This window comes from Streptomyces durocortorensis (genome assembly GCF_016901035.1).
GTDB lineage: Bacteria > Actinomycetota > Actinomycetes > Streptomycetales > Streptomycetaceae > Streptomyces > Streptomyces durocortorensis.
Genome location: NZ_JAFEUF010000101.1, coordinates 9,710 through 24,181, shown reverse-complemented (window position 1 = coordinate 24,181; position 14,472 = coordinate 9,710). Strand labels below are relative to the sequence as shown.

Below are 14,472 nucleotides of genomic sequence, written 5' to 3'. Positions count from 1 at the left end.
GCCGCCGACACCTTGAGACGGGCGGCCCCCGCCGCGGACGCCCCGGCCACCCAGCCCTGGTCGGTGCCCGGGTGGCGGGTCGCCGGAGCACCCGAGACCGTGCGGTTCGCCCGGCTCTATCGGGACCGGAACTGGCGCAACCTCAGTTTCCGGTTCGAGGCAGGGCTGGCACAGAGGCTGGCCGCCGAACCCGAGACCGTCCAGGCCGCCGCGCACGCCCTCTCCCGGCTCCGACAGGCCCTCGCCCAGCGACACGGTCCGCTCGCGGCGGACGGCGCCTTCTTCCAGGGCCCGGAGGCCCAGCAGTGGACCGGACAGCCGGACGCGGTGGCGCGCTTCCTGGAGAGCGGGCCGTCGGTTCCCCAGCTGGTCCGGGCGTTCGGCCTGGCGGCGTACGGCAACGGAGGACCCGTCACCCTGCAGCAGACCCTGCCCGGCTGGCTCGCGATGCCCTGGCCGCCCCGGCCGAACGGCAACCGGCAGGGCGCGTACCGGCTCGCGCACGACCCGCGCGGATTCCGCTACGTCGGCGGCATGGTCGGCCCGGCCCTGTGGATGCTCCAGGCGTACCGGGCGCTCGGGGCGAGCGGCCCCGAGCTGCTGGCCTTCCGCAAGGCGGTGCTGTCCTGGGCGGTCCTGACCGACACCCAGTCCCTGCACGAGGTGCTGCGCGCCTCGCACCTGGCGGGTGTGGGCCTGGAGCCGGAGCGCGCCGCGCTCGCCCACGACGGCGCCCGGTTGCACCAGGTGACCGCGCGCGTCTTCGGCATGGGCCCGGTCCTGCCGCACCACCAGGCCTACGACCAGAGGACGCGCTTCTTCTCCCGCCTCGACACCCACGTCCCCGGAGACCTCGTCCAGGCGATGAACGCGGCGATGACCGGGGCCCCGGCGAGCGAGGAGCTGGCGGAGCGGACCGAGGTCGCCACCCAGTGGCTGGAACGCTTCGGCGACCGCGCACGGGCCTCCCTGCGCGCCCTGACCCCGGGCCATCTGACCGCCCTGTACCTCTACTCCAGCCAGGACCACGAGCTCTTCAAGACCTACGTCACCGCCGGGCGGTTCGGCGAGGCGGTCGGCCGCTGGATGTTCGGGCAACGGGTGTGGAGGTACGTCCGTGAGGACGCCGTGGAGAGCGGGCAGGGCCTGCCCGAACTGCTGGACCGCGACGAGGACCTCAGCGACGCCATGTCCGATCTGCGGGATCTGGACCCGGACGCGACCGGTCCGGACGTCCAGGAGATCCGCCGCCGGGTGGACCGCGTCGCCGACCGGCTGTACGACGACATGAGCATGCACGTCGACATGGCGGTCGAGGCGCTGGAGATCCTGCCGCCGCTCAACGGCCCGGTCTACTGGGGCGGCTGGCTGCCCGGGCCCGTGGACGCGATCCCGCAGGACTCGCCGCTCCTCACCGCGACCACGCTGTTCGTGCCGCGGTTCCGCAGTACCACCGAGAGCTGGGAGACCGCCGGAGGTTACACCCGGGGCGATCTGGAGGAGATGGGCGACGCCCGGGACCGACACGCGATGCGCGGATACGTGGAGCACTCCACCGCCCGTCCGATGGCGCCGTTCTCGGCGTGGCTCAACGAGCAGGAGGCCCTCTATCCGCCGGGCGCGGCGCTGGACATCGTCAACCGCGAGGTCGTGACGGAGCCCGAGACCGGACGCGACTACCTCGACTACGAGTTCCGGGAGATGCCCGGCTACCCGCACCCGGCGTACCACAACGCGCAGGACGGCACCTCGCCCCGGATCGTCGAACTCACCGACGACACCGACGACACCGACGAAACCGACGACACCCGCGCCACCGGCGAGTCGGGGACGCGGCAGCCGGAGGCGACCGCACCCCGCGACGGCTACCGCCGCACGGGACCGTACGCCGCCGAACTGGACGGCACCCTCTACACCCTGCACGAGTCCCCGGGCGAGGGGGACCGGACTGCGGACGTCCTGCTCCTCGCGGTCCGCCAGGTGGCCGCGGACGGACTGCGGGACGCGGGCGTCGACACGGCGGAGGACTTCCGCGCCTGGCTGGGCGGCACGGTCACCGAGGACGACGTGTCCGACCTGGACATCCCGCCCCTGGACGGCGGCCAGGACCTTCCGCTGGCCCTCCTCGACCGGGCCGGCGTCTCCCTCGGCGTATCCCTGCGCACGGAGGCCATGCTCTACGGCGACCGCCTCCCGGCCTCGCGGGTGGAGCCGGCTCCGGTGCAGCGCCTGCGGGTGCTGCTCGCCGACCCCTCGTACCAACAGGGCGGCACCACACTGCCGATGAGGACCCTCGCAGCGGCGACGGCACGCAGCCTCGGTGTGACGGTGGCCGTGGCGGGCCCCGACGGCGAGGTGACGTTCCACGGTGAGCGCACCGAAGGCGGACCGCTCGCCCTGCTCGTCGCGGACGGGGACCGCCATCTGGCCGGGCTTCCGGAAGGACCCGGCGATACGGCCGTCGACGAGGAGGAGCGGCTGAACCGGCTGGTGCACGCCCTGTCCTTCGCCCCGGCGTCCGTGCTGCGCCGGGCGGCGGACCGGCCGGCGCCGGAGTGGGTCATGGCCCGCATCCGCTACATGACCGAGGCCGTGCGTTTCGAGCAGCGCCTCGGCCGGTATCTCGGCGGCTACGCAGCGGTCGACGCCCAGCTCGCGGTGATGACCCGCGAGCTGTGGGACCGGGCGGTCGCGGCAGGCCGTTGGGCGGAGCTGGGCTCGGACGACCCCACCGTCGACGGCGCGGTCGGCACCGGCCGGGACCAGCTCCTCGCCGTCGTGGAGTCGGGCAACACGCGGGAACGCATGGGCATGCTCTGGATCGGCTCCCAGGCGCCGGACGGCCAGGGCGGAGTCATCTCCGAACTGCTCGGCAGCCCCGACCCCAACCCTGACGTGATCACCGAGGAGTACCGGGCCGCCAGGCCTCCGTCCCGGACGATCACCGCCTACCAGCAGTTGTCGGGGCAGCCGGACAGAAACCCCGAGGAACAGCGGCGGATGGAGCGGGCCGAGCGTGAGCTGCGGACCCGGGCGCGTGCCGAGGACCTCTCGCCGCCTCTGAGCGAGGCCGAGCGGGCCCTGATGCCGGACGACGGCATCCCGTGGATTCCGGGCATGCACCGGTACGACATCGCCATGGACAGCGTCCCGCAGGCGGAGGCTGAGGACAGGGGCGCCCTCGTCCGGGCCGCCACCTCCGGTTCGGCCCACCGGCTGATGTCGCAGGCGGTGAAGATGCGCCAGGAGTGGGGCCTCGACATCGACCTCGGGCTGGTCCGGCTCGCTCTCATGGCAGAGATGCTGCAGGCGGAGCACCACGGTCTGGACGAGATCATGCGGGGCAGCCAACTGGTCCTCGACCGGCTGCGGCACGCCGGTACCCCGGAGCCGGCCGACCTCGACTACATCGACAACTGGGGCCGTTACTGGAGGATCGCCCCCTTGACCGAGGCGGAACTGAGGCAGCACGTCGCGGTCGACGGACTGTTCCCCGACGAACACGCTCTGCACCCCTTCGGGGGCGAGGAGTTGTCCGGTCCGGCTGACCCCGCCGACCCCGCGGTGGCCGCATGGGCCCAGGAGCACCGGATCGTCCTGGAGGACGCCCTGCGGCTCCTGTCGGCGCTCGGTCCCGACACCGCGTCAGGGGCCGCCCCACTGACGCCCGAGCGGCTGGAGCGGCTGGTCGACGACTGGTTCCGGGACCGGAACCAGATACCCCCAGGCAGCCTGGCCGACCGGATCCGCCGCATACTGAACGACGTCCGTGCCTGATCCCAGCGAGGAATCCATGAACGACAGCACTGCCGCAGGACCGGCCACGACCGGCGACGACGCCGCGCCGCCGGTCCCCGAGGAGATCAGGGAGGCCGCCCGGCTCGCCCCCGATCACTGGCTCGGCATGGTCGACCCGGCATGGACGGGCGAGGGCGATCCGCCGGAATGGGCCGTGGTGGGCCGGTGGCGGTCCGGTCTGGACGGCGACATCGAGGAGTGGCAGCCGAACGAGGCGTACCAGCCGTCGCCCCAGGCGCTCGGCTGGCCCGCCCCCACCGACCCGGTGGACGAGGCGGTGCAGCTCTCCGCCACGGGGTACGGTCCGGGGGAGGCGGTCCCCAGAGCGCTGGCCACGGCGGAGGTCGCCGTCCTGCTCGCGCCCGGCGGCGTACCTCTGTCGGCGGTCTCACCCGACGGGACCGCGGTGGTACCGGTCTTCTCCTCACCTGTTCATCTGCACGCGTCCGGCCGCTTCGGCTACGAACTCGCGCCGGTCACCGAGCTGATGGAACGTCTGCCGGAGGGCCAACTGCTCTACGTCAACCCCTCCGGGCCGGTCGGTATGACCGTCGAGACCGACGCCCTGCGCCGGGCGGTCGAGGAGGCCGCCGGGGCGACGCCCGAAGAACCCGGGCGCTCCACCGAGGCCGGGGCCGACGCCCCGGAGTCCTCGGCCACCGAGGCGGACGGGCCGGATTCCTTCCCTGCCGCCCCCCTCCCGGACCCCGCCGAAGAGACCGGCCGCGACGCCTCCGCGCGCTCCGAGAGCTGACCGCCCCCGTACAACGCACGAAGCGAACCGATGGAGTTGCCCCGATGACGAGCCCTTCCGGTGCACCGGACCGCGAGCCCGACGGCCCCGCCGACGCGGAGACGGCCGACGGGCCCGCTGATTCCGGACCGCGCCCTTCCGGTGTCCAGGGCGGCCCGTCCGCCGTGCTGCGGGGCCGACCGGGGTTCCGGGAGCCGCCCGAGGACTACGTGGAGGCCGCGAAGGCGGCCCCCGACCACTGGCTGTCCGTGATCGACCGGCACTGGACCGGCGACGAGGACGAGCCCACGCCTCCCTGGGCGATCCTGGGGCGCTGGCGCAGCGACACCGAGGGCGACATCGTGGAGTGGGAGGAGAACACCGAGTACCGCCCGTCGCCCGACGCACACGGCTGGGCCCCGCCGGTCAGCCCCGTGGACGCCGCCGTGCAGCTGGTCGCCACCGGGTACGCCTCGGAGGATCTGTTCGCCCTGATGGTCGCCGACGCCGAAGTCGCCGTGTGCCTCGACGAGGTGGGCGGCCTGGCGGTCACCGACGCGCAGGACGGCACCCAGGCCGTTCCGGTCTTCCCGGCCTCCCCGACCCTGGACCAGGACAGGCTTCCGCCGCACGAGATGATGCTGGTACCCGACCTCCTGGACCGGCTTCCCGAGGGGAAGGAGGTGCTGGTCCTCAGCTCCTCCGCACCCGTGGGGCAACTCGTCACGGCGAGCGCCCTGCTGGCGGCCCAGGCCGAGCTGGAGGAGTTCGCCCGCCTGGAGGAGGCCGACGCCTGGCCTCCCGGGCTGACGGCCGGCGGCGGCTCCGAGACCACCCCCTGGCCCCCTGGATCCGCCGAGGAGCGGACCGAGTTCTTCCGGGGAGAGAGCTGAGCCCGCGGGCCTCCGGCCGGCCGCGTCGGCGGTGGCAGGGCAGGGCCGGATGCCACGGAGGGCAGGACCGGGCGGTGACGAGGGCAGGGCGGTACGGATCTGACTCCTCTAACTCCACTTTGTGCGGGTACGGTTCATCCGTGAGCAGAACCTCGTGTGGTCCGCGATTCCGCTTGCCGCCCGCACGCCCCTCCGTGCGCACCACGGCAGAGGGCCCGGCCCGGCCGTCCGTATCACCGGACTGTCAACTGATGAGGGTGAGTTCGCAACAATGGCTCATGTCTTCTGTTCTTGGAGTGCCCGCCGGTGAGTGAGTACGTCGACAGCTCCGTCCCGGAGATACCTCCCGCGCCGGGACCCGAGCCCCTCCCCGCAGCCGAGGACGACCCGGCCATACCGGAGCCGGGGCCCGCGGCGGCCGAAGCGGTTGCGACCGCCGGGGGACCGGCGGACCCGGCCCTCGCAGCAGCCGACCCGATGGCACCGGACGGGATGCTGCCCGAGCCGCCCCCGGAGGTGGTCGAGGCGGCGCGGGAGCTGCCCGACCGCTGGCTCAGCGTGCCCGACGCCGCATGGCGGGGACAGGGCACGCCGCCGGACTGGGCGGTCCCCGGCCGGTGGCGTACGGACGCCACGGGAACCATCGTGGCGTGGGAGGACAACGAGCGTTATCGGCCTTCCCCCGAGGCGCTCGGCTGGTCCGGAGCCACCGACCCGGTGGAGTCCGCCGTCCAGCGCGCTGTCACCGGTTACGGACCGGCCGCCGAGGTCCTGCGGACCCTGGCCGCGTCGAAGGTCGCGGTGCTCATCGGCTCCGACGGCGAGCCCACGGCCCTCCGGTCGGCCCAGGGCGACCCCGTGGTCCCTGTCTTCACCAGCCCGGCCCACCTCCGCGCCCTCGGATCGCTCGCCGCCCGGCTGGTCCCGGTGGCCGACGTGGTCGCGGGGCTGCCCGAAGGGCACTCCCTCTACGTCAACCCGACCGGACCGGCCGGAATGATCATGGAGATGGAGGCGTTGGCCGAGGAGATCGCGGCCCAGGAGCGCGGCGAGGCCCGGCCGGTGAGCACGGACAGCCCGGAAGGGCCGAGTGCGCCGCGCATCCTGGCGGTCCACGTGACCGACGCCGACCGGCTCGTCGCCGACGCGCCCGGCCGGACAGAAACGGCCGTGTCCCCGGCCGGAACGGAGGCCCGGGCATGAAGGGCAGAGGAGTCTTCGGACGCCGACGCGGCACCGGACCCTCCACCGGTGCGGGGCGCGACCGCGCCGCTGCCGCGCCGACCACCTCCACCGAATCGAACGGTGGAGCCGAGGAGGGGTTCCTGGTCGAGGACCACGACGGCATGCTGCTGCTGCGGACCTTCTCCGACGACACCCTCACCCCGGCCGACGTCGCCGACCTGGCCCGCACCATGCGTGCGGACGAGGAGACCGTGACCGTCATCGCGGGCGCCGAGGGTGCGGGATCCGCCGCCTTCTGGCCGAAGCTGAGCGAACTGCTCGACACACTGAGCGAGTCGGGGGCCGACAGCGTACGGCTGGTCATGCCCGGAGCGGGGCATGACGCCGAAGGCAGGCCCGCCACCGCGCGCCGCATCGCCGACGCCTGGCGGATGGAGGTCGAGGCGCCGGACGGGCCGCCGCTCGTCGTGCCGGGCGGCTCCCTCTTCATCCCGTCCGTCGAAGGCGCCGGACGGCGGTCCTCGGCGGGCGCCTGGTGGCGGTTCGCGCCGGGGAAACGGCCCGAACCCCTGGGCCCGCGCAGCCCGCAGCCGTCCTGGCAGTCCGCGCTCGACGACCTGCCGTCGGCCCTGGCGGGCGGCTGCGTCGTCGAGCAGATACCTGCCGGGGTGCTGGTCCGTCCGTCCGGAGCCGCGCCGGCCCGGCCCGGCGACCTCTACCACGCCGTACCGGTCGACCCCCGACGCCTGACCGTGGTGGTCGGCGTGCCCTTCGGCGAGGACATCTCCGCCGAGGAGGTCGCCGAGGTGCTCGAAGCCCTCCCGGACGACGTCCAGGTCGACGTGCGGCTCGTGCCCGGTGGACGGCGCGATCTGCTGCCGCTGGCCCAGTCGGTCTCCGACCGGCTGGACATCGACGTGGAGGTCATGACCGGGCTGCCGCTCGTCGCGGCCGCCGGCCTGATGGGCACCTACTCCGTGCGTTCGGTCCTGGCGACGCCGGACGGCACCCCTGCGTGGATCCCGTTCGTGGACGCGGTCCGGTGCTCCCCGCCGGACGCGGAGGGCCGCGCCCGGCCGCCCCGGCTGCTGCGCTGGAGCCCTCCGCTGCCGGGGCCTGCGCGTCCGGAGGAGGGCGTGGTCGGTCTGACCGATGACTGGCAGCTCACGGTGACCCGGGCCGGCATGTGGGTGGGGCCGCGCGGCGGCCCGGCGCTGTCTCCCACCGCCCGCCGGGTGGACCCGGCCGGTCCGATGATCGAGCTGGGCATGCCGGGTGAACTCCTCGACGCCTCGCTGTGGCCGGTCCTGTCGAACGTGCTGGAATCCCTGGCGCCGGACCTGCGCGGCCGCACCGTCCTCCATGTGCACGGTGTGGCCCGCGACGGCGGACGCGAACTGCGGCGGCTGGCCGCCCAGTACGGACTGCGCACCCTGCGCCACGCCGCCCCGGCCCCGGTCCGGGCCAGGCAGCAGACCGCCCCGGACCGTCCCGCCGCGGCCGGGGCGGTCGCTCCGTCCGGAGCCACCACGGTGGCATCGTTGTCATCGCCGCCTCATGTACGGGGCACCGAGCGCCCGGCGTCGTCCGGACCGGCGGAGCTCCCCGGCCCGGGCCCTCGAACCCAGTCCGGACAACCCGCGGTGCCCCACCAGCCGGGACGGGCCTCCGGGTCCACCCCGGCTCCGCCCGCGAAGATCGGGGGCAGAGCGGCGCGCACGGAGCGTGCACGGGAGCTCAGGGAGGCGATGACCGCCGGTACGGAGACGGGGGCGAGCGCCGCGACGGGGGCGGGCACCTCCGGTATGCCGTCCGCCTCCGCCCCGTCGGGTACGGCGGGCAGACGCGGTCCGTCCGGTGCGCGTCCGGCACCTGGTACGCCCACGACGCCGAACACCCCGGGTACTTCGGGCGCGCCGGGCGCGGCGGCCACCTCGGGCACGCCGGCCGGCCCGGCAACCTCGGGCGGCTCGGGCACCCCGGGCACGCGGGCACCTTCGGGCGCGCCAGGCACCTCGGCACCTTCGGGTGGATCGGGCGTGCCGGGCACCTCGGCACCTTCGGGCAAGCCGACCACCTCGGCGACTTCGGGCACCCCGGCCACCCCGGGCAAGTCCGGCGCGTCCGGCAGGAGTGCGGCGCGCGGGGAGCGGGAGCGACGGGCGGACACGTTCGACTGGTCGGACGACCGCGTTCCGACGGGGTTCGCCGGACGGGCCCGCTCGTCGGGAACGACCGCGGGCCCGGCACTCGGCCCCCATGCCGCTCCTACGCCCCACGCCCCTGAGCGGAACACCGGCCCGTCCGGGCGCCCCGAAGCGCGGAAGCCGGAGGCGAACGCCCCGGAGGCGGCGGTCCGCGCCGCAGGTCGGGACGGAGACCCCGTACGGCCCCCCGGCCTCGACGAAGGCGGCCGCGCGGGAGCGGCGGCCGAGACCGGAAGCGACGACAACGGGGGAGCAGCTGAGACCTCCGGCCCGGACGAACGCGCCGAGGGGGATCCGGCCACCGACGTGACGACCGGGAACGCCGCCACGACCGACGGCCCCGCGGCGGCCGACGGCTCCGAACCGGAAGGCGGGCAGGGCCGGTCCGGTGCCGAGCGGAAGGGCCCCGCACCTGGGGCGCCCGAAGGCCCCGACGGCGAAGGAAGCCCCTCCGTGGACGCCGGATCCGCGCCCCCGGAGGGGCCGGGGGAGCCGGAAGCGGGTGGCGCGTCGACCCTCGCGCCCGAACCCGGGGAAGCGGACGACGAGAAGACCCCGGCGGAGGCCGGAGCCCCGGAGATCTCCGCGGTTGCGGACGGTCCGGCAGCCGCCCCCACCCCGAAACCGTCCACCGGACCGGACGCCACCGAGGCCGCCCCGGCCGCTCCCCGCCACGAAGGCCCGGACGTACGCGATCCGGAGCCCGCGCCCGCCCCGCCGGGACCGCCGCACCGGGTGGTGGCCGAATCCTCCGACCCCGTGCCCGCGACGGCGCCGCTCACCTCGACCGCCTCGTCGGACTCCGGTGCCGCCCGGCTTCCGGACGTACCGCCCGTACCGGATGCGCCGGATTCCCGAGGCGTTCCCGATCCCGAGGCCCCCGACACGGCCGACACCGGCCACGTGACCGAGGCCGGAGCCGAGGACGGAGAGGAGAACGAGGACGAGGGCGCGGAGATCGTGCAGGCTCCGCTTCCCCCGATCCTGCTGGACCCCGGTCACCGCAGCTCGGAGGCCGAGCGGACCGCCTTCCGCGCCCTCGCGGGCGACATGTGGGACCGGCACGGCGCGGCCGTCGCACGGGCGCTCGCCCGGATGCCCGCGCTGCGCGGAAAGGAGCAGGAGGCGGCCCGCGCCGATCTCATCGCGCTGCGGATGTACCTGCACCTTTCGGAAGGGCCGTTCAGCCACGGCGCGTTGACCTGGAGTCTGCGCGACCGCGAGCTGGACCTGCTGCCGTACGGCGCCTGCGTGGCCTCGGCGCTGAACCGGATGCCGTCCTACCGGGGCGCGGTGCTGCGCGGCACCACCGCCTCCGGCGACGGCGGCCGTCCCGGACCGCCGCGTCCCGGGACACTGCTGCGCGACGCGGCTCTGCTGAGCACCGTGCGGCTGGACGCCGGCACCGCGCCGCCGCCGGGTGACAGCTATGTCATCTGGTCGGTGGCCGGACGCCGCGTGCGGCAGTTCTCCGAGCAGCGCGGGCCGGAGGAGGTCGTGTTCGCCCCCGGGACGCTCTTCCGGGTGCTGGCCGTCCGCCGCGCGCAGCCCGGCGTGCAGATCCATCTGCGTGAACTCACCGGACCTGCCGGGGCGCTCGCGCCCGATCCCGAGGGGGATCGGGCCGTGCTCGCCCGGCTGGAAGCCGTCGCAGCCGGACCCGAAGCGACGCCCAAGGGCACCGGCCACTGGCCGGAGCGCTGCGCGGGCGCTGTGGGGGCCGGACCGTGACGCGACAACGAACCCCGACAAGAGCGAGGACCTTAGGTGGCAAGAGAGCATGATCCAACCTCCCGCATATCCACGCGGTCGGGCACGTCCACCGGCGAAGGTGGCACGGGGAACGGCCGGAACTCCGGCGGCTCATCGGTATCGGTCCGCCGATCGGTGACCATGCCCGGAACCCCCGGGGACCCCGGCAGCGCACTGGCGCCGGGCGGCGGCGAGCGGCCCGGCGGTAAGGCCGCGCCCGCCTCCGGAACCGCTCCGGAGGCCGCCACCCGAGCGGAGAGCCCGGCGTCCGGAACTTCCGCGAAGACGAACGCCGACGCGAACACGAACGCCGCCACGGGCCCCGACGCCGCCAAGACCGGCGAGGCGACCGGGACGCGCGCCAACGCGCGCCGGGGCGAAGCGGAGAGCACCGCCGAACCCGCCGCCCCGGCCGCGGCACTGTCCGGCGCCGCTTCCGCGTCGGCGTCGTCGGCTTCCGTTCCGACCGCGGAGCTGGCGACCGTCAGCACCGACGGCCCGGCTTCGGGCTCCTCCGTGGCGACCGCGACCGGTACCGGTGGCGGCGGTGGCGCGAGCTCGCAGGAGGGCGACGAACCGCCCGGCAGCCGGCCCAAGAAGCCGATGCTCGCGGCGGCCGGCATCGTCGGCGCGCTCCTGATCGCGGTGCCCTTCCTCCTGGCGGGGCAGGACGACCGCGAGCCCGAGCGCACCCGGACCGAGAACGCGGCCGGCACGGTGCTGGACAGCGAACGCCCTCTGGTTCCGGAGACCTACACCAGCCAGTCGCCGGCCCCCTCCCCCACGCCGAGCAAGAAGGAGAAGAAGGAGAAGAAGCCGGTCGAGCCCGTGGTCCACCAGCAGCCGGTCACGCCCTCGCCGACGCCCTCGCCGGAGAAGTCCAAGGACGCGAAGAAGCCCAAGGTCAAGGTCAAGGCCAAGGCCAAGGTGCTGACGCCCGCCGAAAAGCTCCGCCAGTGGGCCAACGGACGCTCCGGGGTCCAGAACACTGTGATCAAGAACGCGGACACCGGACAGTGCGTGGACGTCCCGGGCTGGGGCAAGGGCGAGGTCGACGGCCGTATCAACCAGGACCCCTGCACAACCTCGACCTCCGACAACCAGCTGTGGAACCTCGACATCGTGGACAAGGACGGCGGGCCCCAGAACGCGCCCCTCTTCCTGATCCGCAACAGCAAGGGCGGGCTGTGCCTGGACCTGGGCTACTACAAGGCGAGGTCGGCGGGAACGAAGGTCACCCAGTTCCACTGCAACGCGACCGGCGACAACCAGCTCTGGTGGCTCGACCCTCGCGGGGACGGGACCAACTGGATCCGTAACGCGGCCAGCAACGACCTGTGCCTGCGCCCGACCGGCGGCGCGAGCGCGAAGGACGACACCGCGCTCGAAATCGCCAACTGCGGCTTCGGCGATCGCTGGATCGTCTGAGGATCCGCTCCGGCGGAGCGACGCCCCTGTTCCTGCGGTGCAGCCCTACGCACCACGGGAACGGGGGCGTCGCTCCTTCGTTTTCCGGAAAGTGGACGTCCGCCGCCGCAGCGGGCGGGCATGGTTCTGGAGGTGGACATGGGCCCAATCCTCCGCCGCACCGATCACCCGCGGCAAGAGGCCAGGGAGCGTCCTCGCGTGCGCGGACGGCCAGGACGGCGACCAGCAGGGTCGGTACGAGCAGGAGGGAGAAGGCGATGGCGTAACCGCCGAGCCGGCCGGCCCCGGCCGCCAGACCGGTGTTGAGCACGGCGGTGGCGAACGCGAGGACGACGACCTGACCGAGGTTCATGTTGGTCTGCATGGCGCTGGTGGTGTGGCCCAGCCGGTCCGGTGAGCTGTGGGAGAGCGAGAGCACCGTGACGCAGGGGTCGAGCATCCCCATCCCGATCGCCGCCAGCGGCATGGCCGCCATCGCGAGGAGTGGGGACACCCCGGAGAAGCTGCCCACGACGGCGAAGGCCACAGATGCCGCCATGATCAGCGCCCCGGCCGTGACGAGCCGGTGCCGGGCCACGTCCTGGAGGAGCTTCCCCTGTACCCACGACGCCCCGGCCCACAGCACCGCCGAGGCCGTGAACGCCACGCCGACCGTCACCGCGGCCACCCGCCGCTCCGTGATCAGCATCAACGGGACCAGCGCCTCGACCGTGAAGTACGTCCCCGACGTCAGCCCACGCAGCAGCACCGCGGTGGGCAGCCCGCGGGCACTGCGCCAGGTGCCGGCAGGCAGCAGCCGGGGCGCGAAGACCACGAGGAGGGCGACGCCCGCGAGGACGAAGAGCAGATGGCGCGTGTCCCACCCGGAGACGCCGTACTGGCCGAGCGCCGCGCCCAGGCTCAGCATCGCCGCGACCAACAGCGGTGGCCGGGAGGTGCGTTCCTCGGCGGCCGGGAGGTCATCGGACAGGGCCATGCCGTCCGTCGCAGCCTGCGCGGGAGCCCGGCGCAGGACCGCCACCAGGGCGATGGCGGGCAGTGCCGTCAGCGCGGCCAGGCCGTAGAACACCGCACGCCAGGACCACGCCTCGGCGACCACACCGGCGATCGGCGGCCCGATCAGCGACGGGACGATCCAGCTCGCGCTCATCATCGCGAGCATCCTGGGCCGCAGATACTCCGGGTACGACTGCCCGATGGCGGTCGTCACGGACACGGCCACCATCCCGGCCGCCAACCCGTCGACGAACCGGCCGACCACCAACTGCCAGACCGAGACGCTGGACGCCGACACCAGCAGCGTCACCACGGAGAGGATCATGCCGAGCGCCAGCGGCCGCCGGGCGCCGGAGCGGTCGGCCCAGTGCCCACCCAGTACGCCGCCGAGCAGACTGGCAGCCACAAAGCTGCCCGCCACCAGGGGGAACAGGGGCACCCCGTCGAGATCCTCGGCGGCTGTGGGCAGTGTCGGCACGACGGCCAACGCGGCGAAGCCGGTCAGGAACATCACTGTGGCGAAGGTCAGCGTGGCCGCCGCGTACGGACGGGAGAAGATGCCCGGCTGGGTGTCGCCGGTGTCGCCGGTTTCGCTCGGCGGGGGTTGGAGGGCATGTTCGGCAGTCATCGATGTCCCGTTGACGCAGCTCGACACCCGAGGCTTGGTCCAGACGACCCGGAGCCAGCCGAGAAGCTATGTCAGGCCCGATGCGCGGGCAACCGGATTTGGCGCGAACCCGGCACGGAGGACCGGCGGCGAGAGGCCGGATCATCCGGACGTCAGGAGAGCCGCGACGGCGACGCCGATGGTGCCCAGGAGACAGAAGTCGGCGATCCAGGAGACGGTGAGGGTCCGCCGGGCCTGTGCTTCCGTGCGTGGGCCCCTGCGCTGCCGGACGATCTCTTTGATCCGCGCGACGGCCCGGTCCGATGTCCCGAAGAAGTGGTCCAGGAGTGATCCTCCGAATGCCGTCGAGTGGATTTCCTCGCCCTCAGTGGTGTGCACGGTCAAGGTGCCGCCCGTTGACGTGTCGACGTCCATGACGAGACGGTAGGGAACCCGGTAGGTGAAAACCGGATTGACGACCTTCAGTTCGGATTTCCCCAGGATGATTCTCGCCGTCCCGATACGACGGGTCAGCACGATCGTTCCCAGGCATGCGGCCACCCCGATGAGCGGGTCTTTAATCAGGCCGATCGCCGCCGCTGCGCAGAAGATCATGACAGCCATGATGGTCCAGGACAACATGACGAACGATATTCTGCGAAGGGTGATCGAATCCTGAGAAGACTTATTCATTCCTCACCCTTTGGTGGGCATTGTTCCCGAGCGGGAGGTGGCTGGAGCGGCCGAAGGGCAGGGGGGGGGGGGGGGGGCGCCCCCGCCCCCCCCCGGGGGGGGGGGGAGAACAACACAAAAAGGGGGGGGGGTGTTAAGGAATGGTGGAGGGGGGGGGGCGCTGAGGTGGGGGTGTGGGGG

Annotated in this window: 6 protein-coding genes and 2 pseudogenes; 6 read left to right on the top strand and 2 right to left on the bottom strand. The window is 73.7% G+C overall.

Going from position 1 to position 14,472, the window contains the following annotated elements:
- The 6 genes and pseudogenes from JS521_RS19735 to JS521_RS19710 form a co-directional block, all read left to right on the top strand.
- Positions 1–3,777, top strand: a pseudogene (locus tag JS521_RS19735) (lonely Cys domain-containing protein); the annotation flags it as partial.
- A gap of 16 nt (positions 3,778–3,793) precedes the next feature.
- Positions 3,794–4,552, top strand: coding sequence for a type VII secretion system-associated protein (locus tag JS521_RS19730; RefSeq protein WP_205084299.1), 759 nt, complete (start codon positions 3,794–3,796; stop codon positions 4,550–4,552).
- 44 nt (positions 4,553–4,596) lie between these two features.
- Complete coding sequence (locus JS521_RS19725; RefSeq protein ID WP_205084298.1) at positions 4,597–5,424, top strand: type VII secretion system-associated protein; 828 nt, start codon at positions 4,597–4,599, stop codon at positions 5,422–5,424.
- Positions 5,425–5,730: 306 nt separating this feature from the next.
- Positions 5,731–6,627 carry a type VII secretion system-associated protein gene (locus JS521_RS19720; protein ID WP_307847921.1) on the top strand — a complete coding sequence of 299 codons (897 nt, stop codon included), beginning with the start codon at positions 5,731–5,733 and terminating at the stop codon, positions 6,625–6,627.
- A complete protein-coding gene (locus JS521_RS19715) occupies positions 6,624–10,547 on the top strand; it encodes a hypothetical protein (RefSeq protein ID WP_205084297.1) in 3,924 nt (1,307 codons plus the stop codon). The genes JS521_RS19720 and JS521_RS19715 overlap by 4 nt, the downstream gene beginning before the upstream one ends.
- A gap of 162 nt (positions 10,548–10,709) precedes the next feature.
- Positions 10,710–11,996, top strand: a complete 1,287-nt coding sequence (locus JS521_RS19710) for an RICIN domain-containing protein (RefSeq protein WP_205084296.1) — start codon at positions 10,710–10,712, stop codon at positions 11,994–11,996.
- 190 nt (positions 11,997–12,186) lie between these two features.
- Here the strand turns inward: JS521_RS19710 and JS521_RS19705 are convergent.
- Together JS521_RS19705 and JS521_RS19700 are read right to left on the bottom strand one after the other, a co-directional pair.
- Positions 12,187–13,620 (bottom strand): annotated as a pseudogene (locus JS521_RS19705) (MFS transporter); the annotation flags it as partial.
- Positions 13,621–13,761: 141 nt separating this feature from the next.
- Positions 13,762–14,223, bottom strand: coding sequence for a hypothetical protein (locus tag JS521_RS19700; protein WP_205084295.1), 462 nt, complete (start codon positions 14,221–14,223; stop codon positions 13,762–13,764).
- Positions 14,224–14,472 lie beyond the last annotated feature (249 nt).

Bases quoted from the DNA above. Each gene is read 5' to 3' on its own strand.
- JS521_RS19730 (WP_205084299.1), top strand. From the start codon at position 3,794: ATGAACGACAGCACTGCCGCAGGACCGGCCACGACCGGCGACGACGCC.
- JS521_RS19725 (WP_205084298.1), top strand. From the start codon at position 4,597: ATGACGAGCCCTTCCGGTGCACCGGACCGCGAGCCCGACGGCCCCGCC.
- JS521_RS19715 (WP_205084297.1), top strand. From the start codon at position 6,624: ATGAAGGGCAGAGGAGTCTTCGGACGCCGACGCGGCACCGGACCCTCC.
- JS521_RS19710 (WP_205084296.1), top strand. From the start codon at position 10,710: ATGCCCGGAACCCCCGGGGACCCCGGCAGCGCACTGGCGCCGGGCGGC.
- JS521_RS19700 (WP_205084295.1), bottom strand. From the start codon at position 14,223: ATGGCTGTCATGATCTTCTGCGCAGCGGCGGCGATCGGCCTGATTAAA.